This window comes from Bosea sp. OAE506, assembly GCF_040546595.1.
GTDB lineage: Bacteria > Pseudomonadota > Alphaproteobacteria > Rhizobiales > Beijerinckiaceae > Allobosea.
This window is the reverse complement of sequence record NZ_JBEPOB010000001.1, coordinates 1,513,634-1,536,630: the sequence shown is the minus strand read 5'-3', so window position 1 is coordinate 1,536,630 and position 22,997 is coordinate 1,513,634. Positions and strand designations below refer to the sequence as shown.

Here is a 22,997-nt window from a genome sequence, read left to right as displayed (position 1 = left end):
CGCCTCAGCCCCGCGCCGCCCGCAGGAATTCCTCGACCGCCACCGAACAGCCCTTGGAATCGGCGCCGTCGACGCGGCCGAGCAACCGGAAGCCGCCCTCGACCATCACGCCGGCATCCTCGGTCAGGATCGCGGAGGCACAGTTGAAATGGGCGAGGTCGTGATGGACCAGCACGCCGGTCGCCCCCTCCGGCAGGTCGCGTCCGCTGACCGGATCGACCACGCGGCTGCGGATCCAGTGCGGGCCGGACTTCACCGGCGGGCAGACCGCGTTGCCGTCGTCGTAGAACTGCGTGCTGAGCTCGGTCATGCCGTACATGTTGATGCAGGCGGTGCGCGGCACGCCGAGCGCCGCCGACAGCGCGTCATAGAAAGCGTCCGGCGTCATCTCGCGCGACTGGCCCTTGAAGCCGCCCGTGTCGAGGATGCGGCTACCGGCAGGCAGCGCGAAACGCCGCCCCTGCGCCGCCAGCGCATCGAGCAGATGCACGAAGCTGAAGCTCGCGCCGAGCAGCGCATAGGGCTCGCCCGAGGCCTCCGCCCGCTCCAGCGCCGCGATCAGCCTGGCGAGATCGAGCCCGCTTGCGCCGATGAACCCTTCGCTGTCGGGCGTTCCGCAGTCCCGCTTCGCCAGGGCGAGGTAATGCGCCAGCGAGGAGTTCGGCATCACCACCTCGTCGGGGAAGAGGATACCCATAGCGATCCGCTCGCGACCCTGCATGAAGCGACGGCGGAAATTCACCAGCATGGAGCGGCTCCAGACCGCCATCGTCGGGTGGTGGCTCTTGCCCCGCACACCGCCCTGCGTCGTGCCGCTGGTCATGAAGATGCGCTCGGCCGCTTCCGGCGGGGTGCAGCTCAGCGTCAGGGTCTTGAAGGCGCTGATCGGCACGGCCGGGATGTCGCGCCAGCTGCGGACGGTGAGCGTCGTGCGCCCGCGCTGGATCGCGAAGCGCCGATAGGGCGCGTTATGGGCGAACTGATAAGCGAAGACGGCCAGCGCCATGCGCTCGAACGCCGCTTCCGACGCGTCGTCCTGCTCGATGAAGGCCAGCAGGGCCTCGATGATCTCGCTCTGCGTCACGTCCGCTCGCGCCTTTCCGCAAGGCCCGTCACCCGGCGACATGCCGGGCCCTGGAGCCTGACGATCCGAAATGACGGCGTGAGCCTGGAAAAGGGGCGCAGGAATGCCGCCCGATGTCCCGCATCCCTACGCCGGCATGACCCGGATCAGGTTCGGAGGGTCACCGCGCTGTCGGACAAAAGCCCGACCGGCGGAATCTCAGCCTCCTAGCGAGGCACCCCTTGGAACAGCGGCCACCATGATGGCGCGCCCGCCCGGCTGTCAAGGAAGCGGCACGGGCACATCAGCCGGTCCGGAGGCCGAAACAATCGCCCATCGGCGGGCGTTACCTCGGCATAACGACATGAGGAGACGGATGATGGACACGGCACGCGAAACCCCCGCGCTCGAGATCCCCGACGAGGGCGAGCGCCTGGCCGAAGCCGGCAGCGCTGCGGCCACCCACCAGGTCAGCCTGCGCACCAACGTCCATGACGAAGGCAGCGGCGCCAACGAGACGATCGATGGCCTCGACGAAACCGACGAGGCGGTCCGCCATGCGGCGGAAGACATCCCGACCGGCCAGCGCCCGGAAGGGCCGGCCGACTCTATCCCTGTCTTCGACCGCGCCGGGCTGCCCCCGAAGGTCTGACGGAGCTGGGCCGGGAGCGAATTAGGCTCCCGGCTTACCCCGTCATTCGGCTGCGGGGGTGACCAGGGGCTGATGTTCCGGCCGCCACGCCAAGAGCGCAGCGCGCCCCGCCTCGGTCAGCGCATAGACGCCACGGCCCGTTTTCTCGAACCAGCCATAGACGTTCCGGTGCAGGATCTTCTGCGCGTCCGGGCAGCTCGGCTTGAGATCGCGCGGCCGTTGCCGCCCCTCCATCATCGCCGCCGCGCAGGCCAGCGCCTGCTGGCGATAAGCCGTCATCACCGGTCGGCGCGTGCCCCCACCGATGACGGGATCTCCCTCACGGCGCCGGTGTTCTTCGACCAGGCGGGAGCGCCGCTTCGGATCCTTGCGCGGTGTTGGCGCAACAGGGGATACGAGCACGTCGACATGGCCGGATGCAGCAACCCCAAGCAGCCCGAGACCGAGACGGCGACAGAGATTGCGGTAGCGCGGATCGCTCTCGCGCCCCTTGCCCCGGGCCGACAGCCGCGCTGCCAGCCAGACCTCGTCACCGATGCTCAGGCGATCGACGCCCTGCAGGATCAGTTCGAGGTTGAAGGTCAGCTTCAGCTCGCCGATCACCACGACGGTCGGGTCACCCGCCCGCACCCCGACCAGATCGCAAGGCCCGACCTCGCCCTTGACGGTGTAGCCCAGCCCCTCGAGGAAACTCTTGACCGGCAGGTAGAGCGACGTTTCCACGAAGGCTCCTCAAACAACCGTCATGCAGCCCAGCCGCAGCGGTGGCAGCGCGCTGCCCACCAAGGCAGCGACTCGCCTGAGATATCCTGGAAAATCCTTCGGCGGCCAGGAAGTGGCGGACAGGGAGTCCGTGTAACTGATTCGCGCTGGCGTTCACAGACGTTCGTTTTTCCGGGGTTTAGCCCGGCTTTTCTCGTCTTCGTGATTGCTGGCGTTCGCCGGCCTTCGCTAGAATCCGCGTCGCCTGTTGGGGTGAAAGTTGGGGTAGCATGGCACGCGAGGTAAACCGGCTGTCGGCGCGGGCCGTCACCACTCTGACCAAGCCCGGCCGCCACGCGGACGGGAACGGCCTTTATCTCGTCATCGACAAGAGCGGTGCGAGGCGTTGGCTGTTCCTGTTCCGGTGGCAGGGCAAGCTCAAGGAAATGGGCCTCGGCGGACTGTCCGTTGTGGGGCTGGCCGATGCACGCGCGAAGGCGGCAGAGGCCCGCCGCTATCTGGACGCTGGAGAAAACCCCATTGAGGCCCGCCGCAAGGCGGAGGCCGCAAAGGAGGCGGTCCAGACCTTCGGCGCCTTCGTTGATGCCCTCCTGCCGACCATCACGAAATCGTTTCGGAACGCCAAGCATCGGGCGCAGTGGAAATCCACTCTCGACACGCACGGCGCAAAGCTTCGGCCGATGCGCCTGGACGCCATCGAGACGGCGGACGTTCTCGCGACGCTGAAACCGATCTGGCAGACCAAGCCGGAAACGGCCTCACGCCTGCGCGGGCGGATCGAGCATGTCCTAGCCGCGGCAACGGCCGAGGGGCTGCGCAGCGGCGACAATCCCGCGCGCTGGCGCAATCACCTCGACAAGCTCCTGCCCAAGCGCGGCAAGCTCACACGCGGCCATCACGCCGCCATGCCCTACACCGCCTTGCCAGCCTTCATCGCCGATCTGCGTGAGCGTGAGGCCGTGGCAGCGCGGGCTCTGGAATTCGCCATCATCTGCGCCAGCCGATCCGGCGAGGTGCTGGGGGCGCTCTGGACTGAAATGGATCTGGTCGAGAAGGTCTGGACCATCCCGGCCGAGCGCATGAAGGCCGGCAAGCCGCATCGCGTGCCGTTGAGCGCCCGCGCCCTCGCCATTCTCGCGGATCTGAAAAAGGCCGAGGCCGGCGAACATGTGTTTCCCGGCGCCAAGGCCAAACGGCCCTTATCGTCCCATGCCTTGCTCATGCTGATGCGGCGGACCTCGGCGAAGGAATTTACGCCCCACGGCTTCCGCTCCAGCTTCCGCGATTGGGCGGGCGAGACGACCAACTTTCCCCGCGACGTGGTGGAAATGGCGCTCGCCCACACAGTCGGCGACGCGACCGAGCGAGCCTATCGACGCGGCGACGCGCTGGAAAAGCGCCGCAAGCTTCTGGAGGCATGGGCGCGCTTTCTTTCGACCGTGAGGGCGGACGCCAAGGTTATCGAGCTGCGGCCCGCGCAAGCGGGCTGACGAGACGGATGGGGCTATCCCGGCCAGGAGAAAAGGCGTTGCACCGCGCCCTGCCCCATCCGACCTTTCCCCCGGTGCGTCGCAAGGTGTGGCGAATGGACGACGAGCCGAAATTTCATGAGACTGAGGAGGGCAAAGCCGAAGCTGCGGCTCTAGCGGCAGCTCGCTTGCAAGATGCTCTTGCGGCCAATGAACACGCTGAGGCTCGACTGCCCGCGCCGCCTGACCCCATGAGCATTCCCTTCTGGACCATGCCGATGGTTGTGGGTTGGGTAATGTCGCGCGACATGGCTTTTGTTGCGACGCTCGCCAGACGAAAGGACGCCGAGCTAGCGACCGTCAGCAAAAGCGCCGCTTGGGACCGCATACATGGAACGCGGGAATTCGTGGCCGATTTTTCGGCCGCACTGCAAGAGGTGGTACGTCGTCTTTTGGAAGGGCGCATCCGCGCAACAACGGGGGGCGACCGCCGTACAGCGATTGAGCCGGCCGAGTGGCAGGATCTGCGTTTAGTCGATAGCTTCGCTGTAGGGCGGGCTCATGGCGTTTACGTTTTAGACGACGCGGCAAATATCAGCCGCCCCAGCCCGTCTATCGCAAGGGATGAGATTTTAAGGTGCTGGCCGGTTGTAGGTGTAAATGATCGAGGATTGTTTGATAGGTCTCAGGACTGCGACGCGCGAGCAAAGGCTAGCGTTCAATCTCGCGCGGTATTCGCCCAATCTATTTCAACACTCCCCGATGGTTACATTTGGCTAGAGGATGCATTTGAGCGCGCTTGGTTGGAGATTGAAGGCGGTAATCCGCCCTCAGAAAACGCGCCGGTTCCTGACTTTGGACCGGGGTGGGTCACTGGCTATTCAAAAGAAACAGACGCCAAGCGCACTTCATCTCGCGAGCGTGTTGAACGACAAATGCGCGAAGCGCTTTCGTCGGGCGAATTGCGGGCAATGATCCAGCATCCGCAAACAGGGGAACCCGGAGAGGTGCCGAAACGCCATCTCTGGATTGACGCGCCAAGGGCGTTCGAAGGCCTCGGCTTAGAGACAGAGGTTCATCACCTCATCTGCCCCGGACCCGATACCAAGGGGCTGCTTGTGTCCGTTCAGGAGAAAGAGTTGCGCGCATTCATTGCCAGCCGAAAGACGCCGGCTGCCGCAAAAGCGACGCCAGCGCGAAAGAGGACGCCCACCAGAGCTGAAATCGAAGCTTGTTTAGCTGCTCATGATGGCGTGCTGAAAGGCGTTAGGGATACGCGAGAGTGGTTTAGACAAAATGCTCCAGAGTGTTCGCGTAATAGCGTTGATGCGGTGCACAACGCCCATGCAGGGGGGCGCCGCCCTGGTCCGAACAATCGATAGTTGAATTGTCCGGATTTAATTGTCCAACTTTATTCGTTCGGGACAATTGTACAATTAGGGACCAGAAATCGCGTCGCCTAGGTTCATGGACGTTCGGTGCGGAACAGCAAACCGAGCGTAACCATGAAGGAAAGCAGATGACGATTGCGACCCCATCAGAAACGAAGGACGCTCTTAGTCCGGCTGATGTTTGCCGCTCCTACAGCATCGGCAAGACGCAGCTTTATGCCGAGATCAAAGCCGGGCGGATCAAGGCTCGAAAGCTCGGCCGCCGCACGTTGATCGCCGCCGCTGACGCGCAGGCTTGGTTCAACTCCCTCCCCGAGTCCAAGAGGGAGGCCGCCTGATGCACCCGGAAACGATGAACCCGGCCGCTGCGAACAGCGCCGGGCTCAGGAATGCGCTTTCCCTGGCAGGAAGCATTCCCGAGTATAACACCGCTGCAATTGTCATCAACCGCATTCAGCGCCTGTTCTGCATCTCTCCGATGCACGCCGCCACGGTCGCGCGTCTTGCCGGGCTCGGCCCGCAGGAGGTGCGCTCATGAAGCCGCGTCGCAACTTCCCCAAGGTGCGCGCCACCATCGCGGATGGCCCGACCATCAACGTCACCGGACGCGAGGCGCTGACACTACTGGCGCTTGCGCAGAACGGATCTAGGGGCGTCTCCGGCATCGACTTCCCTGGCGGCCCTGCTTACCGCCTAGGCGCCTATGTGTTCGATCTGCGCGGGATGGGCGTTGGGATCAGGACGGATCGGGAGGAACACAGCGTCGGCACTCATGCCCGCTACGTTCTGACCACCCCTGTCACCATCGAGGCAGTGGACTTTGGGGACGGGAGGGCCGCCGCATGATGGCCCTTTTGCAAGACGACGCCCCCCTCAGCACGGCTACGGCGCGCGGCTTCATGGTGTCCACCATCGCGCTCGCCTCGCTGCATCTGGACCACGCGGCGGCTCACGTTGCCATCGGCGACGCACGAGCTGCGGCGCGATCCATGAGGAAGGCCAGCGCCAACTTTTGGGCGGCGCTCGATACCCTGCCGGAAGCGGTTTCGGAGATCGAGCGGGACGTCGGGGGTGCGCCATGAGCGCGCCCCTTCCCCCTATCCCAAACCGCCGCCCATGGATGGCGTTTTACGTCTCGGACTACCTCTGCGACACGCTCCACCTGAGCGCGGCACAGCACGGCGCATACCTCCTGCTCATCTCGCATTATTGGGTCCACGGCAGCCTTCCGAACGACGAAGCAATGCTTCAGCGGATCGCACGTTTGACGACAGACGAATGGGCGACCAGCCGGGACACCCTTGCGGCATTCTTTAAGCCGGGATGGGTGCATTCGCGGATCGAAAGGGAGCTGTTGGAGGCCCAGGTAAAATACGAAAAGCGAGCAAACGCAGGACGTTACGGCGGTAAAGCTTCCGGGGCGTCAAGGCGAAACGGGCGAAGCAATGCTGAAGCAATGCTTCCCGAATGCTTGAAGCAGGAGGGAAGCAATGCTGAACCAACTACAACCACATTATATTCCGTATCTAAAGATACGGGCGTAACCGCCTTGGAGGTGCCTTCGGCTCCTACCATCGCAGACCCTCGGACGATGCTGTTCCGCGTTGGCGTTCCTGCCATCCGGCAGCTCACGGGCAAGTCAGACGGGGCAACCCGTGCGCTGATCGGCAGGTGGCTGAAAACCGCTCGGGACGACTGCAAGCGGCTTAGCCGTGTGATTGAAGATGCGCAGGACGCCAAGCCTGCCGATCCGGTGGCATGGATCGAGGCGGCGCTACAGCAACGCCCCGGCCATCAACAGAGCGGCCTTGCTTTCCTGACGGCGAGGGGCTGAGCGATGAACCTGACCAGCGCCCTCGCCGACAACGGCATCCGCCTGCGCAGCTACCGGCCCGGTAACCACAAGCTGCCCTGCCCCCGCTGCTCGGCCTCCCGCAAGAAAAAGGCGGACCCCTGCCTTTCCGTGACCGTCTTCCCCGACGACCGCGCCCGTTGGCAGTGCCATCATTGCCAGTGGACCGGCGGCGTCGGGGGCGAAGACCATCAACCCCAACGGCGCGACCCCCGCATGACCTACAATCGCCCCGCCCGCGTCGCTGCGCCGGAACGCCCTGAAAAGCTGCTCGCCTGGTTTGCGTCGCGCGGCATCAACGCGGCCACCGTCGAGCGCATGGGGATTTATCGAACCCGTGTTTGGTTTCCGCAGATCGAGGCCGAGGCGGATTGCATCGCCTTCCCTTACGAATGGGCGGGCGTGCTGCGGAATGTGAAATACCGCACCGCTCAGAAATTCTTTCGGCAGGAAAAGCAGCCGGAGCCGGTGCTGTACAACGCCGACGCCATCGAGGCGGGGAAGGATCTGATTTTCGTTGAGGGCGAAATGGACGTTCTTGCCATGATCGAGGCGGGACTGCCTAACGTCGTCAGCCTACCCAACGGTGCGCCGGATCGGCCGGAGCAATCCGAAAAGCGATACGAGCCTCTGGCGACGCACGCCGCCGAGCTGGAGGCCGCAGGACGCATCCTCATCGCCACCGACATGGACGGCCCCGGCGAATTGCTAGCCGCCGAATTGGCGCGTCGGCTTGGCAAGGACCGTTGCTGGCGTGTGCGCTTCCCCGCCGCCGGGGACTCGCAGACCAAGGACGCGAACGAATGCCTGATGGACCACGGCGCCGAGGTGCTGCGCGAGTGCGTGGCGCAGGCCGAGCCGTGGCCGGTGGATGGCCTCTACGGCGTGGCCGATTACGAAGACCGGATCTGGCAAATGTATCGCGGCGAAGGCCCCCAGCCTCTGAGCTGCGGCATGGGCGCCGACTTCGACAAGGCCATGAAAATCCTCCCCGGTCAGTTCATCGTGGTCACGGGCATTCCCAACCATGGCAAGAGCCGGTTTCTGGACCAAGTGGCGGTTTCCATGACCAACCTACACGGCTGGCGTTGGGCGGTGTTCTCGCCGGAGACGGGAACCGACAACCACATCGCCGACCTTTGCGAGATCAGGGCGGGCCGCCCGTTCCACCCAGGGCCGAGCGAGCGCATGGGAACGGGCGAGCTAGGCGAGGCGCTGGCATGGGCGCGGCAGTCGTTCCATTTCATCGACGCGGCGGATCACACCCCGTCGATTGATTGGGTGCTGGAGCGGGCGAGGGCCGCTGTTCTGCGCCACGGGGTGCGCGGGCTGATTATCGACCCGTACAACGAGCTGGAGGCCGGCCGCCCTTCGCAAATGTCGGAAACGGAGTTCGTTTCGCAGCTCATCAGCAAGTGCAAGACGTTCGCCAAGCACCACGAGGTGACGGTCTTCATGGTCGCGCACCCGACCAAGATCAGCAATCCGGCTGGTGGGAAGGAGCCTGCGCCGGGGCTGTACGACATCGCGGGCTCTGCGCATTGGCGCAACAAGGCGGATGCCGGCTTGGTGATCTATCGCGACTTTGAGGAACGGTGCACCTACGCCATGTCGCGGAAAATCCGCCGGCAACCGGTCTGCGGCTCCCCCGGCAGCGTGCGGTTTTGGTTCTCGGGGGCAACGCGTCAGTTCGACCCCGTGCCCGGCAGCTATCAAACGCTCGGCGAAAAGGCCGACCCGCGCCCGATCAAGGCCGCTGCCTGATGCAACGGCTTCCTGACTCACAGGAGGCCGTCTGAGCCTCTTGGGTGGGGTGCCCGCTCATGGTAGCGGAGGCTGGGACGAAGGCTGCTGTAGACCGCCCTGAGTCGTTTTTACCGTTTGCGACCACTCTCGCGCGGCACGCACACGCGCCCGAGACCCCGCGTCATTCGACCCGGCCCCCTTAAAAAAATGAGCCCCCACCCACAGGCCGGGGCGGCAAAGCGAACGGCGCCGAACGGTGGCGCATGCCGGCGAACGTAAGCGTAAATCACTGAAATGTAATGGATTTTCAAGGCGCGATGAGATAGTGTCTGTCATCTGATTTGGAGGATGCCATGCGCTCAACGCGAGCCCGCCGCACGGAACAGCTTTTCGTCGCAGCCGAACCGGAACTGCGCGCCGCAATCGAGGCCGAGGCCGCCCGCCGTGATACGTCCATGTCGAGTGCAATCCGCGCCCTGATCCGCTCTGCGCTCGCTTCAAATGGCGGCAGCCTTCAGAGGATTGCGCCGTGAGCGCGAACCCCTCTGAGGCCATTAACGCCACCGTCTGGCAGATGAAGGCGCCGAACGAAGACGCGCGCGGGCGCTTTGGTGAGCTTCACCTTATGGCAAGCAGCCTTGCCATAGCCGCCGCCATTGCGCGCCTAGAGCATGTTTCGATGATGCTGCGCACCGCGCCAGAAGATGCCGCGACCGTCGATCATTTGCTGCGCCTTACTGGCGTCTATTGGAGCGAATGCGCCTCCCATTACGAGGCGTTTAAACAGGTCAACCGCTGTGAAGGAGCGGCCTAGTGGGAAAATCGACGCCGGAAGCTCCACCGTCTCCTGATCCGTATGCCACAGCCCGTGCTCAGACGAGTTCCAACGTCTCGACGGCTGTTGCTAATACGGTTCTCGGCAATGCGGACGAAACCGGCCCTCTTGGAAATGTCCGCTATCAGCAGAAGGGCAGCTACAAGCTGTCTGAGCCGGTGCTTGACCGTGACGGCCGGCCGGTCACCACTAAGCGTTGGGTTCCTGATGCGGGAGGAAACGCAGCGGCTCCCGTTCGGTTGCCGGGCGCGATTCTCAATGAAGAAACCGGCGCCCGCCTGACTGATGGCGAGATGGGGCCGGCCGTTGGCGGCAACTGGGTTGAAGAAGCCCAGATGACAGACCGCGAAATCCCGCAATGGGAGCGCATCGTTACCCTATCGCCCGAGGAACAGGCGAAGTACGACAAGCAGAATGTGGTTCAGCAGAATCTGCTTGACCTCGCTGGCTCTCAGTCCAAGCGGCTACAGGACACGCTAGGCCAGCCGCTAAACTATGACGGCCTGCCGGACGCGGTGAACAGCGTCGATCTGCAATACGGCGCCACCGACTTTGCTGATGTCACCGGGCCGCAGCGCTATCTTCCGACGCAGGACTATTCAGCGGACCGCCAGAAGGTTGAGCAGGCGCTTTATGCCCGGCTGAATCCACAGCTTGAGCAGGACCGCGCAGCGCTCGAAAACCAGCTTGTCAACCAGGGCTTTACGCGCGGTTCAGAGGCGTTTCGCAACGAGCTGGATAGCGCCAATCGGCAGTCTAACGATGCTCGGCTTGGCGTCATCCTTGCCGGCGGGCAGGAGCAGTCGCGCTTGCAGGGGCTGGATCAGGCCCGGTTTCAGTTGGAGAATGCGGCACAAAATCAGGAGTTTGCACAAGCGCAGGCGCGCGGGCTCTATGGCCTGGGCGCGATCAACCAGAACAACCAGACCCGATTGACGGGAGCGCAATTCCAGAACACGGCGCGCGAGCGGGCGTTGCAGGAGCGCATGGCCCTTCGCAACTCACCCATCAACGAGATTTCCGCGCTATTGGGACAGTCTCAGGTCAGCATGCCGCAATTCTCTCCGTTCCAGGCCGGCACCATCGCCGGCACGCCGGTTGGAGATTACGTTTATCGCTCGGCCGATATTGACCAGAAAAACTATCAGGCGCAGATGCAAGCTAACGCCGCATCCAATGGCGGCCTTTTCAGTCTCGGAAGCGCTGCGCTTGGCGGCATGTTCAACGGCGGAACTGGTGGCTTTGCAAAATCAGCCATCGGCGGCCTGTTTTCCCTCTCGGATCGCCGAGCGAAGACGGCCATTCGCCCGGCTGGCGCCCTCAGGAACGGCCTGCCGCTCTATGTCTTCCGGTATCTCGGCGAAGACGAGGAACAGCTTGGCGTGATGGCCCAGGATGTCGAGGCCGTGCTGCCTCACGCCGTAGCCGAGCGCGAGGGCGTGAAATTCGTCAACTACAGCGAAATTTACGCCCCTCTTCCCGATTTGATTGCGGCCTAATCAGGAGCCTCCGCTGTGATTAACTTCGTTCCGCAGTCTACCGGGCTCAACCCTGACGGCTCGCCCGACGCATCGCTGTTGCAGGCCATGGCCGCCCGCAAAAAGGCGCAGGTTGGATCTGGGAGCGGCACGGGAGCGGCGCTGATGCGCGCGGCCTCCGCGCCCGAGCCGGTCTATTCGAAAGCTCATGGCTACGCGAAATTGCTGACCGGCGCCCTCGGCGGGTTCATGGAAGGCGAAAGCGAGCGCCAGAAAGCCGACCAGCAGAAGGCCGGCGCCAAAGCCCTCGGCGAGTATGCGAAATCGCTCGGCCTGCGGGATGACCAGATTCCGCAGCTCATGGGCATTTACCTCACGAATCCCGAGCTTGGGGGGACCATCCTCAAGCAAATGTCGGAACGTGCGTTGAAGCCCGACGAAAAGAGCTTCGGTGTCACCGGCCAGGATATCATGGGCCGGCCGCAGTATGGTTTCATCAACACGAGCCGGGGGACCGTTTCGCCTGCCAATGGCGGACCCGTGAGCGGCGCTGCGGTCAATGGCGCGCCCCCTATTGGCCCAGCCGCGGCCTCGCCCGCTCCTATCGGCTCTGGACCGTCCCCCGTCCCCGCCGGGCCGCCAGCCGTTGGGGAGCGGCTCCCGGCGCCGCAGGGCGGCGCGGCCAACGAAGCCCCGCGCCGCGCTCAGTTTACGGCCAGCGGCTATCCCGCCAACGCGCCCCTTCCGCCCCCAGGCGTCGATCCGAAGACCTATTTCGAGGAATGGTCGAAAAGCCAGACGGCAGCTCAGTTGCCCCCCAAGGGCGATGACGTTTCGGCCCTCCGCAAAGAGGTTCAAAGCCTTCCGAGCTACAAGAATGTTTCGCAGGCCGCACCGATCTATCGCGCGATGTCTGAGGCTGCCGGCCGCGATACCAAGGCGGCAGACCTGAATCTGGTCTATGGCCTCGGCAAGATTATGGATCCCGGTTCAGTTGTCCGAGAGGGCGAAATCGTTCTCGCGAACGATACGCAGGGTCTCGGCGACCGTCTCAACGGCATGATCCGCTCGATTCAGGGCGAAGGCCGCTTGCGGCCGGAAGCCCGCACGGCGCTGATGCAGGAGGCTTATGGGCGCATGACCGCCTATAAGCAGATGTTCGACCAGGATGCGCAGCAGTTCCGGGGCATCGTTGAACGCAACCGGATGAACCCGGCCGATGTCATCCCCGACTTTGGCGAGTTTGAACGCTATGGCGTCCAAGGGCCGCCGGTTCCAGCCACCTTGCAGCAGGACATTGAAGCGGCCCGCGCCGGCCAGCCTGCCCCCGACCGGCTCGGCCAGCAAGCGGGGCCAGCCCCGGCTCCGGCGGCTGCGCCGGCCATGGGCCTGCCGGAAGGCGTCACGCGCGAAATGCTTCAGGCCGAGATGCTGCGGCGTCAACAGGAAGCCGCTGCGGCGCAGGCTGAACAGCAGCCCCGCTTTGTCGATCCGATGGGCGGGCAATACTGATGGCCGACATTTCCAGCCTCCCGACTGAGGAAATCCAGCGGTTGCTTGCGCAAGCCGAGGGGGCCGGCTCGCCCGTGTCTGCGGCAGGCGCCAGCCCTCAGGCTGCGGCGCCCGCGCTCGATCTGCGGTCCCTTTCGACTGAGGAAATCGCGCGGATGCTGGAACAGGCGCAACCCGCGCCCGCTCCTGCGGCCCCTTCGCGCCCCGGTATGCTGGAAAGCTTCGCCCGCGGCGGCGGCCAGGGCGCCACGCTCGGCATGGGAGACGAGATCTATGCAGCGGGGGCGGGAGCCCTTGCCAAAGCGCGCGGCCAAGACTTTGGCCCTGAATTTGAGCGCCAGCTCGCCGAGGCACAGGCCAACAACCGGCGCGCGAAAGAGGAACACCCCTGGACCTATGCCGCAGGCGAGGTTCTAGGCGTCATTCCCGGCCTTGCAGTGGCCGGCACAACCGCGCTGGGGGCGAGAGCACTTGGTTTGGTTGGAAAGAACCTTGCCACGCGCTCAATGGCCTCAGCGGGCTCTGGAGCGGCTATTGGCGCCATTCAGGGCGGGGCGGGGACTGGCGGCACCGTTGACGAAAGGCTGCGCGGTGCTGGAAACGGCGCGGTTTGGGGCGGAGGATTCGGAGCGGCCGGGCCTGCGCTGGGGCAGGCTGTTGGGGCTGGCGTGACCACGGCCACCCAAGCCTTGCGGCCGGGCGTCCACGGCGTGTCTCGGCAGGCTGCAACCATGCTCGCAGACGATATCGCCAATTCAGGCGGCCCGGCCGCGATCCGGCAGCGGCTTAACGAGTTGGGGCCGGATGCCATGCTCATGGATGCCTCGCCCTCGACCATGGGCCGGGCGCAGGGCTTGGCGGTTCTGCCTGACACGCGCGAGCTGGTCACGGCCCCGTTGGTCGCACGAAATCAGGGAACGAACCGGCGCTTGGCGTCAGAGCTGGAAAGCGCGCTCGGCCCGTCCCCCGTTCCCACTCAGGTGGAAGGCGCCCTTGCGGCTTCGCGTCGGCAAGTCTCGGAAGCCTATGAACCGGCTTTCCGTGATGCCCGCGCGGTTGATACGAGCCGCCTCGCCAACGCGCTCGATACGATGCTGGTGGATCTGCGCGGCCCGGCCCGTGAGGGCGTGGCGAGGGCACGGGGGTACCTCAATATCCCCGGCTCCCGTGACCTGGACCCTAACCCGCGCGCCCTGTTCGAAACCCGGCAGGCGATCGACGGGCTCATGCAGGGCGAGGCGAACAGCAAGGTTCTCGGCCAGCTCGGCTTTGTGCGGCAGGCGGTTGACGATGAATTGCGCGCCGCAGTCCCCGGCATCAAAGAGGTGGATGCTCGCTTCCAGGAGTTGGCGCGGCAGTCGGAAGGCTTGCAGCGCGGTTCTCAGGTTCTCGACGGCGGCAAGACGGCCCTGCGCCCGGTTGAGCTGGCCGACGAAATCGCCCGCGGCGTGACGCCTGAGGGCGAGTTGGTTGGACCCTCGGCCTCGGCCTATCGGATGCGGCAGGGAACGCGGGCCGAGATTGATCGGCTGGTGGGAACCCGCGCGAACGACCTCGAGGCGCTGCGGCAGGCCGTCAAGGGCGAGGGCGATTGGAACCGGGCAAAGCTTTCGCAATTGTTTGGCGAGGCCGAGGCAACCCGCGTTTTCAATGCGGTCGATCGCGAAGCCGCTTTCCGAGACGCCTATCGCAAGGTGGTCGAAAACTCACAGACGGCGCAGCGCACGGCGGCAGCGGGAGAGGTTGCCCCGCGCGGCACGCAGGGTTCCGGTCCTGATGTTGGGACGGTTGTCGCGGGAGCTGCCGGCGGCGTCCCCGGTGCGGCGATGGCGATGGGCGCTCGGGGCCTCAGGGCGGCCAATAATTCCGTGATGCGCGCGGCCGACATCGACCGCAACAAAGAGTTGGCGCGGCTCCTGACCAGCCCGGCCGATCCCCGGACGACGGTTTTGATCGACGCCCTAGCGAAGAACGCGCGGGGGGGCGAGCGGGCGATCAAGGCTGGCGAGAGGGCGCGCACCTTGGCGCAGATCCTCATGGCATCCGAGGGCGAGCGGGCGAGTCGGCAGGCGCCGAAATCGCTTCAGTTCCGATAAAGCTGGTAAGCGATGAACGTTCCCATTCCGACGACCAGGCCAACGGCGGGGATACCGAGAAAAACCCACGTCGCAACCCGCCACCACAGGGGCTTGCGGATGACCAGCGGCGGGGGGGCATCGGCGTGAGGCCACCAACCATAAAGGCCCAAGGCGCCAAAAAATCCCAGAATGGCAGCAAGCGCCCATCCGGGTCCGATGCTGACGGCAAGCCAATTGGAAAACCCGTCAGTGAACGGCCGAATGACGATGCCCCAAATGGTCATCAAGGCGGCCGTCAGTACGGCAACCGTTATCGCATAGGTCCAGTTACGCGGCGGGGGCATGTCCGACTGCATTACTCAGATATGGCGATAAGCGGGCCGGAAAGCCAAGCCCCCGGCCATGTTCGGATTGCGCGTCTGAATCGGGATGCATCCGCTCGCGTTTTGATTAAATCGCCAATTTGCCAATTCATTTCGGAACGCCGCAATGGCTAGGCCAACTCCCGGCAGCTTCGTTCGCCTGGACGTGCGGTGGATGAAACGCGAGGGCCTTTTGACGCCGGGCCGTATTTCGACCGTGCGGGAAACCCACCACGGGCGGCCGAGGGGCGTTGTGACGGTCGCGGCCAGCGATGACGGCGTTTGGCTGACAATCCACGGGCGCCGGCAATGGCTCGGCATCACGGAAACCCCCGTGCACCTTGGCGGCTCGCGTCCATGGTTTCGCTGCGGCTGCGGCAACCGGGCGGCCTTGGTCTATGGCTCGCCCCAGCCGGGCGGCTCGCGCTTCGCCTGTCGCGAGTGCAAGCGGCTGGCCTATCCGTCCCAGCGCGAAGATGCCCGTTATCGGCCCGTCACCATGGCCTCACGCATCCGGCAGCAGCTCGGCGGCTCCCCCAGCCTTGCGCAGCCCTTCCCCCCGAAACCCAAGGGGATGCACTGGACGACTTACCAGCGGCGCCGGGCGCGAGCGTTGGCCTATGAGCTGCGCAGCCAGGCGGGAATGCGCGAGGCTCTGGCGCAGCTTCAACGGCGGATCGACCGGCGAGATTATGTCAGCCCTTAAAAGGGCCGAGGCGGGTTTCTTGAGCCCTAAAAGGCGCGCGCGCAAATAGGGGCGGGTTGAGTTTGGGGAGGCGGCCGGAACGGAACGGTTGCAGCCCCAAAGGCGGGGCGTCGCCTGGAGAGGCGCCCCGCCACAGTTTGTAGATGGGGGCGCGAGTGCAAGGCGCAGCCCTCGGCGGGGCGGTTCATAGGTCCAGCATGAATCGCCCCGCCACCGCAAAAGCCTAGACAAGTCAGTTCCCGAAAACCTTGGCGGTGCCAGCAGTTATTCTAGCCTGCGATATGGGGGACGGCACGCCCTTAGATGCCATCACGGCGGGCCATATCTTACGCAGGACGCCAGCGGCCTGGCCGCCGTCTGGCGCGAAACGAAAACGGGAGTGACCTTTCCGCGCTTCATGCTTTCTCTCGCCTGCTGCCCAAGCGGGCTCTACTTGGTTCGGCCCCGCCCCCTATCCTTCACCGCTTCAATGGCAAGTCGCACCCGCGCGCTGATGTCGGAAGCGGCATCATCTTTCGCGTCACCCACGGACGCAAGCGCCATGTCCACCGTCTCCCAGCGCCAGCGGACGCAGCCTGACGACAGCCGAATCGGCCGGGGGATGACGCCTCGGCGCACCATCTCATCAACCGTCGTTTCGCTGATGCTCAGCTCAAAGGCCAGCCCTGCCTTCGTGAGATACGCGGGGCGGCGATTCGCTGGGTTGTGTTCGGTTATGCGCGGCATTTGCACGCTTTCTGGCGGCCAGCTGTCACAACAACAACCTCATCCCATTCGTTCGGTTCGACTTTGGCACTGGCCGTATCCGGCGGCCCCAATTTGATCCTTATCGTGCCGCTGGGGTCGATCTCGATGGTGGCCTGAACCTTGGCCTGCGCGACTGCTCTCAACGCCCGCGCGATATCCGATTGCGTTACCTTGGCGCGCGTTCGGGGCATCAGTGTTTCTCGCTCGATCCGTCCCGGCGCTTGGCCAACCGCAAACCCGCGCCGCCGCCATTCTCGGGGAGAAAGCCACGGCCTTGTTTAACCAAGGCACCAGCCTTTCATTTTAACCGATGACCTCGCACCGACCCGAGTGAACGAGCATCCCGCCAGTAAACATAAACGGGACCGTTTTTTCATAAGTCTTGATCGCGAACAGTGTGACGGATGTAGAGCCGGAGCCTTCCTCGACCCGCGTCAATATCCACCCATTTCCGCTACCGGCGCGTTGGGTGATGTTGAAATAGCGCTGGGTGCCGAACATGCGGACAAGGCCCGTAGTTGTGTCGGCGATAATCACATCGCCCGCGTAAATGTCTTTCGGGTAGGTCGCCTGGAGGCCATCAGCGCTGATATGGCGGGTTTCTTTCATCACACACCGAAAAACCTGCCCTGATGCCGAGGCGTCGGTATGCGCCACGATGCTAAAGAATCCTGCGGCTGCCCCGGCAAACATGCGCCGCATCATGACGCTAACCCTCCCATGCCGCCTGGGAAAACTCACCAGACCAGCCCCAGCCGTCAGGCAGATGCCGGGCCACAATCGAGTGCACGACTTTGCCCGAGATCCGAGGCCGTAAACCGTGAGAAGCTTTCAGGCGGCCGGCAATCTCCAGCGTCGCCGCCCACACGGCATCTGACTGGAACATGCGGCAAGCTTTCTGCCATGCAGCGGTTTGCAGCTCATAGCTATCGCCGCAATCCAGTGCCTCGTATGCCTTGCACATGCCCTCAATACTGGAGGCATCCCCCCGCATTCCGCTGAACACTCGCGCCGGGTTATATCTAAGCTCTGCCACGGGGCCTGCATATGAGGCGACCACAGCGCGGCAGAATTTTGCACCCCCGAGAAGAGCCAGAAGGGCGTCGGCGGCAATCTTTCTGGGGCCGTCTACCAGGCACATGCCCAGCGTTTTGCCGGCGGGGAACGCTTCGATCGAGACTGACTTGACCAGCCGGCCCGATAGGACGTGAGCGACAGCATGGCCCGCCTCGTGCACTGGGGTTGTGTCCCAGTGGTGTTCCATCTCGGCCCTATTGCCCCTGCAAGGTACTAGGTCATCCAAGACAAAAAACGGGTTGCTCTCGGCAAGGGCTAGGCGCGCAACCGCATCCATGGCCGCCGCTGCCGCATCAAGGCGCGGTCGGCAATCAATCTGCGCCGTCATCTGCTTTACCTGCAATATTGGCGAAGCACACGCAGTCGCGTCCATCGGCGCTGGTGAACGTGACGCCGCCTGCCGCGAACGCGGCCCGCAGCTTCTCCAGATTGAGCCCCGAGCTTCGCAGCGGCCCGAAGGTGGGATTCTCCATGCGCTGAATCGTCGGGACCGAGAGCCCCGACCGTTGCGCCAAATCAGCCTGTGACCAACCGGCCAGCTCGCGCCCGGCCTTCACCATTCCTGCAGTTTTCATGTCCTGCGCATAATCCTTGATGCGTGACGCTTGACGTAACAAGTCAATCTCGTTATGTCTAGCACATCACGAACCAAGTTCCACCCATCAAGGACGCCCGAATGACCGCCCTCGCCATCTTTTCCGCAGGCCGCGTGACTTTCGACCGGGCCGCCATCACGCGCCGCGCCTATTCCGAGGGCCGTTTCGCCTTCGCCATGTGCCGCACCATCGCCGCGCGCCATCGGCAGCTTTCGCACTGGCTGCGCAAGGCGTGGCAGGCCGCCAAAGCCGAGGCCGCAGACCTGATGCGCCGCGCCGAACGTGACGCCGCCGTGCGCCGCGACCTTGCCGCGCGCGCTGCCGCTGCGGTCGCGCTGGCCGCCTCCTACGGCACCGCCGAGGCCATCCGGCAGGAGATCGAGGCCGAGAACTATCGCCAGCATTTCAACGGCGACCGCATCGCCGATCTGCGCGCAGCTCTCGCCACCGTGGCCGCCTGACAATGACCTTTTGGCGCTTCCCCCCTCCCCCCACGCAGCGCGTCGCGACGCGGCTTGCCGGCGCCCATTGTGGCTTCTGTCTGGAGGCCGAGCGCACCGATGAATTTTGGACGGGGCGCATTGTCAGCGTCCCCCATGCCCGCCGCGCCATCTGCGAGGCTTGCATTGAATACGCGGACGAAATGGGAGCCTGCGCCCGCCTCGCGCGCCGGCCCGCCAAGGCCACCCCAGGCCGTCGCCGCCTGACAACCTCTCCCCGTCTGGAGCGCAACCGATGAACCCCGCCCCCATGCAAGCCTTCGTCTATTGGATAGAGGCCGCCCGCGAGGATCTGGCCCTCGCCCGCCTCTATGAGACGCCGGCCAACCGCGCCCCAGTCCTGCGCCGCACCATGGCTTGCGTCGCGCTCGCCCTCGGCGCTGCGAACGCCCTTCGCGACCAGCCCCGCCGCAATCTCTGCCTTCGCGTCATGAGGTGGCTTCGCGCCGCGCTGGCCGCCCTCTGACTTCCCCTCCCCAACCAAAGGAACACGCCATGACCATGCCCCGCCGCGCCTTCCTCGCTTCCTCGGCCGCCGCTGTCGCCGCGCCCGTCGCCATCGCCTCCCCCGTCATCCCTGCGGCCTCCGATGCCGTGTTCTCGGCCATCGCCGCCTTCCGGCAGGCCCGCGCCGATTGGCAGGCCACGCTAGACGCCTGCGAGGCTGCTGACCGCGCCTTGCAGGCCGAGGGCGCTTTCCCCTTCGCCACGATCCGCGTTCCCGTGGCGGATCGGGAAATCGCGCTCCAGACCCACGACGAAATCACCGACTACATGCGCGAGCTGCGCAAGCTCTGCGACGCGCGCGGCGTGGCGTGGGATGCCGAGGCCGAGGCCCGCACGACCAAGGGGCTGCGCGACCGTCTGGAGGCCGAGCGCGAGCGCGTCGAAATGATCCGCTGCCGCGTCAATGCCGACGCGCTGGAGGAACGGCAGGAGACGGCCAGCCGTGAGGCCAGCCGATGCCGCGACGTGGCGCTTGCCACGGTTCCCGCCACCGTCGCCGGCCTGCGCGCCTTGGCGGATCTGGTGGCCGATCTGGAGGCCAACGCGCCGGAATTCATCAGCGACCGTGAAGACGCCTCGGCTGCCCTCGCCTCGCTGGCGACCGCCTGCCGCTCGCTCCTGTTGGCCGCCTGACAGAGCCCCCTCAATCAGTCACCCACAGGAGAAAGCCCGATGACCACCCGCCGCAATGTGCTGGCCTCGGCCGCAGCCGCCGCTCTGATCCCCGCCGCTGTCACGGCCAGCCCGTCGCCTGATGCCGAGCTGATCCGGCTAGGTCAGGAGTTCGCCACCGCCTTCGCCGCGTTCCGGCATGCCAATGGCGTCTGGCAAGCCGCAGAGCGCGAAATAATGGCCGAGTGGGCGCTTAAATTTCCTCAAGGCGCAGGCGATACGCATCTCACCGAGTTCTGGACGGCCTATAACGCGAGCCCCGCTGCCCCCGCCTCTGCGGAGAACGAGAGGCGGTTAGACGTGTGCGACGCTATCGCCGCGCAAATCCGCGCCATTAGGCCAACCACGTTCGCAGGGCTTGCAGCTCATGCGAACGTCGCCCGCTTCGACGGCTTCGCACCGTCTCTGCTGGCGCAGGACCGGTGCAATCTCGATTGCCCGCAAATCGCAGTGCTGGACTTCCTCGACCTAGTGGATGGGCTGGCGGCGTGAACGCCCTTCGCCGCGCGCTCTTTCTGGCCGCGACGGTTTCGGCCATCGCGCTCGCCTTCCGCTTCAACCCGTTCCTCGCGTTCTGGACCCCATAGGAGGCCCGCGCCATGTCCCTCGCCTATGACGCCACCCCGCGCCCCAACCCGGCCTTGCTGGCCGCAGTGGGGGCCGCCTCGCCCTGGTGCGGGCATCCAATCGCCGGCTCGCGCATTCGCCCTCGATCAACTTTCACGCCCGGCGCCGGATTGAGGCCGTCATTGCCGCGCTGATCGACGCCCTGGACGAATTGGACGGCGACGCCGACCGGGAACAGACCGCAAGCGAAACCCACGGCGCCGGCTTCCCCCTCGATCTGCTCGGCGATGAGGGCGAGCCCAGCGACAACGGCATCGCCGATTGGGGCGGCCTGTCGGAAGCCCTCGCCCCGCTCTGATGAAACCGAACCCAGCCCCCGGCCTGGAGGCCGAAACCATGACGCAGCTTCAATTCATCGACGGCATCTTGCAGCCCTCGCGGATCGCCGACGCCCTCCCCCGCATGACGGTCGCGCAGTTGGCCGCGTGCGCCAGCGCCAGCCGCACACTTGGACAACTGGCAATCGACATGCTGGCCGCGCCAGAGTTCGGCGGCTTCTGCGAGGCCGGCCAGACCCCGGCCGGCGAATGGCTGGAGGGGATGGCCCTTGCCATGATCGAAGGCGGCGACCGCTGCATCGCTGAGTTGCGCGAGCGGCGCCCGGCGACCAATGACGAGCGCGACGCGCAGGCGAGCGCCTTGATCGGTCACGCTGTCCAATCGAATGAGCCGGTGACCGTGGTCGCGGCGCTGGCAATCAGCCTTGCGTCAAAGCGGCACTAGCCCACCGTCTTGGGGTTCAAGCCGCAGCGGGCGGCAAGGGGCCGGGCGCTTTCTTCGACGCTTGGAACTCGGCTCGAACACGGCGTCGTGCGGGCGCTGCCGTGAAGAACGCTTGCCATAGGGCCCCCTCATCCTGACGATTCAGGATCGGCGATGCACCATCAATCCAGAGGACTACACACCTAGTACGCGATTTGATCAGGCGAAGATCAGCTGATCAAGCGTCTGAACACCCGAGAAATTCAGAATGATGATGCCGCCCGAGTAGTTCAGCGCGCTGGTCGTGATGACGGCATGGCCGCCGTTGTCACCGATGATGAGCTGCGAGGCGCTGACGCCTTCGAAACGGAGATAGTCGAAATTGTCGGCCGCCTCGCCGAAGTCGTAGATCACGTCCCAGACCCCTGCCTGGAAATCGGCCGCGAGCGTCCAGAACTGGTCGTTGCCGGTATCTCCGTACAACTGGTCCGCGCCAGTCCCGCCGATCAGTTGATCCGAGCCGATGCCGCCGCGAAGTTCGTCGCCGCCACCTTGTCCGAATAGCCAGTCGTCGCCACTTTGGCCGACCAGAGCGTTGCTTTGGGCGTCACCAATCAGAAAATCTTGCTGTGCGGATCCTATCAGGCCCTCAATGCCAATGAGACTATCGCCTTGCGCATCGCCGTTCAGGCCAACTCCCGAGTCAAGTCGAACGACGACACCTAGCAAAGAGCCATCGTAGCGGGCGAAGTCGAAACCTTGGCCTCCATCAAGCAGATCGGCGCCGGCACTGCCATCAAGCTGGTCCTGGTCATTCCCACCTCGCAGTGTATCGTTGCCTGAACCCCCGGCGAGAAAATCATTTCCGTTTCCGCCATCAAGACTGTCGGCAGCGCCGTCATCTCCGGTGATGGGAACGAACCCGATAAAGTTGCGAGATTCCACGGCGTCTGTTGTACCGTTATGCGTCAATGTCACTGTTAGGGTGACGGAGCCGCCAAAAGTCCTCGTGCTGCCAAAAAGGGTATCATCGCCGTCACCTCCGATGATAGTATCGGACCCTCTCCCGCCCCATATAACATCGTTTCCAGCGCCGCCATCCAAGTAATCGTCATCTGGATCAGTCGTATTGAAGCCATCCGGAACGCTGCCGAATATGAAATCGTCGCCGCCCCCGCCAAATACAGTATCGCTTCCTATTCCAGCATCGATGAAATCGTTGCCACCAACTGATGAATTCACGTCAGATGCAAAATCTCCTATGATTACATCATTGCCAGTGTTCCCCTGGATGATATCGTCCCCGGCGCCGCCCATGATGTAATCTGAGAGAAACGAGCCAACGACCCCATCGTTTCCAGCCCCAGCATCAACATATGACGCATCAAAGAACGTAAAATACTCATTTCTGCTGGCCACTCCAACAAAAGTCGTCGCATTGAGCTGCGTCATGACACACTCTCCCTTTGTTAGAAGCTAATCCATGGGGTCGTGGAGCCGCAAGCGCATTTATCCGTATTGCTTAGGTTGACCAAATTGTTGAAGGCCCGCGAGGGCAATTTCGTTGAACAGAAAAGCTGCTGTAGGCCATGCTGGAGCTCTGCCGGCCTGAGATCAAAACGCTCGCTCGGACGGCCTTCCTGAAAGCCTCAAACGCGGATCGCGCTGACGAGCGACAGAAAGCCCTGTGGGAGCGTCGAAG

General features: G+C 64.4%; 28 protein-coding genes, 1 pseudogene and 1 riboswitch. Of the genes and pseudogenes, 20 read left to right on the top strand and 9 right to left on the bottom strand.

Going from position 1 to position 22,997, the window contains the following annotated elements:
* Positions 1-4: 4 nt before the first annotated feature.
* Positions 5-1,084, bottom strand: a complete 1,080-nt coding sequence (locus tag ABIE41_RS07490) for a LuxE/PaaK family acyltransferase (protein WP_210321027.1) — start codon at positions 1,082-1,084, stop codon at positions 5-7.
* 106 nt (positions 1,085-1,190) lie between these two features.
* Positions 1,191-1,316: riboswitch (TPP riboswitch) on the bottom strand.
* A gap of 123 nt (positions 1,317-1,439) precedes the next feature.
* Here ABIE41_RS07490 and ABIE41_RS07485 point away from each other — a divergent pair.
* Positions 1,440-1,715 (top strand): hypothetical protein, encoded by a 276-nt coding sequence (locus ABIE41_RS07485; RefSeq protein ID WP_354191825.1) that lies wholly within the window; start codon positions 1,440-1,442, stop codon positions 1,713-1,715.
* Positions 1,716-1,757: 42 nt separating this feature from the next.
* Here ABIE41_RS07485 and ABIE41_RS07480 read toward each other — a convergent pair whose 3' ends face one another.
* On the bottom strand, positions 1,758-2,438 hold the full coding sequence (locus tag ABIE41_RS07480; RefSeq protein WP_192644234.1) for a DUF2161 domain-containing phosphodiesterase: 681 nt from the start codon (positions 2,436-2,438) through the stop codon (positions 1,758-1,760).
* Between the two features lie 269 nt (positions 2,439-2,707).
* On the opposite strand from ABIE41_RS07480, the gene ABIE41_RS07475 reads away from it, so the two are divergent.
* From ABIE41_RS07475 to ABIE41_RS07420, 12 genes are all read left to right on the top strand, one after another.
* Positions 2,708-3,928 (top strand): tyrosine-type recombinase/integrase, encoded by a 1,221-nt coding sequence (locus ABIE41_RS07475; RefSeq protein ID WP_192644235.1) that lies wholly within the window; start codon positions 2,708-2,710, stop codon positions 3,926-3,928.
* 38 nt (positions 3,929-3,966) lie between these two features.
* Complete coding sequence (locus tag ABIE41_RS07470) at positions 3,967-5,289, top strand: hypothetical protein (protein ID WP_192644236.1); 1,323 nt, start codon at positions 3,967-3,969, stop codon at positions 5,287-5,289.
* Positions 5,290-5,426: 137 nt separating this feature from the next.
* Positions 5,427-5,636, top strand: a complete 210-nt coding sequence (locus ABIE41_RS07465) for a helix-turn-helix domain-containing protein (RefSeq protein ID WP_354191824.1) — start codon at positions 5,427-5,429, stop codon at positions 5,634-5,636.
* A complete protein-coding gene (locus tag ABIE41_RS07460) occupies positions 5,636-5,836 on the top strand; it encodes a hypothetical protein (RefSeq protein ID WP_192644237.1) in 201 nt (66 codons plus the stop codon). The genes ABIE41_RS07465 and ABIE41_RS07460 overlap by 1 nt, the downstream gene beginning before the upstream one ends.
* Entirely contained in the window at positions 5,833-6,144 is a 312-nt protein-coding gene (locus ABIE41_RS07455) for a winged helix domain-containing protein (RefSeq protein ID WP_192644238.1), read from the top strand. Before ABIE41_RS07460 ends, ABIE41_RS07455 begins: the two co-directional genes overlap by 4 nt.
* Complete coding sequence (locus ABIE41_RS07450; protein ID WP_192644239.1) at positions 6,141-6,380, top strand: hypothetical protein; 240 nt, start codon at positions 6,141-6,143, stop codon at positions 6,378-6,380. The genes ABIE41_RS07455 and ABIE41_RS07450 overlap by 4 nt, the downstream gene beginning before the upstream one ends.
* Complete coding sequence (locus ABIE41_RS07445) at positions 6,377-7,132, top strand: YdaU family protein (protein ID WP_192644240.1); 756 nt, start codon at positions 6,377-6,379, stop codon at positions 7,130-7,132. Before ABIE41_RS07450 ends, ABIE41_RS07445 begins: the two co-directional genes overlap by 4 nt.
* Positions 7,133-7,135: 3 nt before the next feature.
* On the top strand, positions 7,136-8,914 hold the full coding sequence (locus tag ABIE41_RS07440; protein ID WP_192644241.1) for a bifunctional DNA primase/helicase: 1,779 nt from the start codon (positions 7,136-7,138) through the stop codon (positions 8,912-8,914).
* Between the two features lie 511 nt (positions 8,915-9,425).
* Positions 9,426-9,710: a hypothetical protein gene (locus ABIE41_RS07435; RefSeq protein WP_192644242.1), complete on the top strand. Its 285-nt coding sequence runs from the start codon at positions 9,426-9,428 to the stop codon at positions 9,708-9,710.
* On the top strand, positions 9,710-11,230 hold the full coding sequence (locus ABIE41_RS07430) for a tail fiber domain-containing protein (RefSeq protein WP_192644243.1): 1,521 nt from the start codon (positions 9,710-9,712) through the stop codon (positions 11,228-11,230). Before ABIE41_RS07435 ends, ABIE41_RS07430 begins: the two co-directional genes overlap by 1 nt.
* A gap of 15 nt (positions 11,231-11,245) precedes the next feature.
* Positions 11,246-12,721 carry a hypothetical protein gene (locus ABIE41_RS07425; RefSeq protein ID WP_192644244.1) on the top strand — a complete coding sequence of 492 codons (1,476 nt, stop codon included), beginning with the start codon at positions 11,246-11,248 and terminating at the stop codon, positions 12,719-12,721.
* A complete protein-coding gene (locus ABIE41_RS07420) occupies positions 12,721-14,817 on the top strand; it encodes a hypothetical protein (protein ID WP_192644245.1) in 2,097 nt (698 codons plus the stop codon). Before ABIE41_RS07425 ends, ABIE41_RS07420 begins: the two co-directional genes overlap by 1 nt.
* Here ABIE41_RS07420 and ABIE41_RS07415 read toward each other — a convergent pair.
* Positions 14,805-15,143, bottom strand: a complete 339-nt coding sequence (locus ABIE41_RS07415) for a hypothetical protein (RefSeq protein ID WP_192644246.1) — start codon at positions 15,141-15,143, stop codon at positions 14,805-14,807. The two genes, ABIE41_RS07420 and ABIE41_RS07415, sit on opposite strands and share 13 nt — an antisense overlap.
* A gap of 193 nt (positions 15,144-15,336) precedes the next feature.
* Between ABIE41_RS07415 and ABIE41_RS07410 the strand changes: the two genes are divergently transcribed.
* Positions 15,337-15,867 carry a hypothetical protein gene (locus ABIE41_RS07410; RefSeq protein ID WP_192644247.1) on the top strand — a complete coding sequence of 177 codons (531 nt, stop codon included), beginning with the start codon at positions 15,337-15,339 and terminating at the stop codon, positions 15,865-15,867.
* A 713-nt stretch (positions 15,868-16,580) separates the two neighbouring features.
* On the opposite strand, the gene ABIE41_RS07405 is transcribed toward ABIE41_RS07410, so the two are convergent.
* The 4 genes from ABIE41_RS07405 to ABIE41_RS07390 all read right to left on the bottom strand — a co-directional run bounded on the left by ABIE41_RS07405 (position 16,581) and on the right by ABIE41_RS07390 (position 18,308).
* Positions 16,581-16,805 carry a hypothetical protein gene (locus ABIE41_RS07405; RefSeq protein ID WP_354191823.1) on the bottom strand — a complete coding sequence of 75 codons (225 nt, stop codon included), beginning with the start codon at positions 16,803-16,805 and terminating at the stop codon, positions 16,581-16,583.
* Between the two features lie 112 nt (positions 16,806-16,917).
* Complete coding sequence (locus tag ABIE41_RS07400) at positions 16,918-17,319, bottom strand: hypothetical protein (protein WP_192644250.1); 402 nt, start codon at positions 17,317-17,319, stop codon at positions 16,918-16,920.
* Between the two features lie 4 nt (positions 17,320-17,323).
* The gene (locus ABIE41_RS07395) at positions 17,324-18,019 is read right to left on the bottom strand and encodes a hypothetical protein (RefSeq protein WP_192644251.1); all 696 of its coding nucleotides are present in this window, start codon (positions 18,017-18,019) and stop codon (positions 17,324-17,326) included.
* Positions 18,003-18,308: a helix-turn-helix domain-containing protein gene (locus ABIE41_RS07390; protein WP_210321028.1), complete on the bottom strand. Its 306-nt coding sequence runs from the start codon at positions 18,306-18,308 to the stop codon at positions 18,003-18,005. The genes ABIE41_RS07395 and ABIE41_RS07390 overlap by 17 nt, the downstream gene beginning before the upstream one ends.
* Positions 18,309-18,367: 59 nt before the next feature.
* Between ABIE41_RS07390 and ABIE41_RS07385 the strand changes: the two genes are divergently transcribed.
* The 6 genes from ABIE41_RS07385 (at position 18,368) to ABIE41_RS07360 (ending at position 21,316) form a co-directional block, all read left to right on the top strand.
* On the top strand, positions 18,368-18,748 hold the full coding sequence (locus ABIE41_RS07385) for a hypothetical protein (RefSeq protein WP_192644252.1): 381 nt from the start codon (positions 18,368-18,370) through the stop codon (positions 18,746-18,748).
* A gap of 274 nt (positions 18,749-19,022) precedes the next feature.
* Positions 19,023-19,253, top strand: a complete 231-nt coding sequence (locus ABIE41_RS07380) for a hypothetical protein (RefSeq protein WP_192644253.1) — start codon at positions 19,023-19,025, stop codon at positions 19,251-19,253.
* A gap of 29 nt (positions 19,254-19,282) precedes the next feature.
* Positions 19,283-19,927 carry a hypothetical protein gene (locus ABIE41_RS07375; RefSeq protein WP_192644254.1) on the top strand — a complete coding sequence of 215 codons (645 nt, stop codon included), beginning with the start codon at positions 19,283-19,285 and terminating at the stop codon, positions 19,925-19,927.
* Between the two features lie 39 nt (positions 19,928-19,966).
* On the top strand, positions 19,967-20,458 hold the full coding sequence (locus ABIE41_RS07370; protein WP_192644255.1) for a hypothetical protein: 492 nt from the start codon (positions 19,967-19,969) through the stop codon (positions 20,456-20,458).
* Between the two features lie 181 nt (positions 20,459-20,639).
* Positions 20,640-20,891 carry a hypothetical protein gene (locus tag ABIE41_RS07365; RefSeq protein WP_192644256.1) on the top strand — a complete coding sequence of 84 codons (252 nt, stop codon included), beginning with the start codon at positions 20,640-20,642 and terminating at the stop codon, positions 20,889-20,891.
* A gap of 38 nt (positions 20,892-20,929) precedes the next feature.
* A complete protein-coding gene (locus tag ABIE41_RS07360) occupies positions 20,930-21,316 on the top strand; it encodes a hypothetical protein (RefSeq protein WP_192644257.1) in 387 nt (128 codons plus the stop codon).
* 2 nt (positions 21,317-21,318) lie between these two features.
* Here the strand turns inward: ABIE41_RS07360 and ABIE41_RS07355 are convergent.
* Both ABIE41_RS07355 and ABIE41_RS07350 read right to left on the bottom strand, forming a co-directional pair.
* Positions 21,319-21,435, bottom strand: a pseudogene (locus ABIE41_RS07355) (IS481 family transposase); the annotation flags it as partial.
* A gap of 79 nt (positions 21,436-21,514) precedes the next feature.
* The gene (locus ABIE41_RS07350; RefSeq protein WP_192644258.1) at positions 21,515-22,747 is read right to left on the bottom strand and encodes a calcium-binding protein; all 1,233 of its coding nucleotides are present in this window, start codon (positions 22,745-22,747) and stop codon (positions 21,515-21,517) included.
* Between the last annotated feature and the right edge of the window lie 250 nt (positions 22,748-22,997).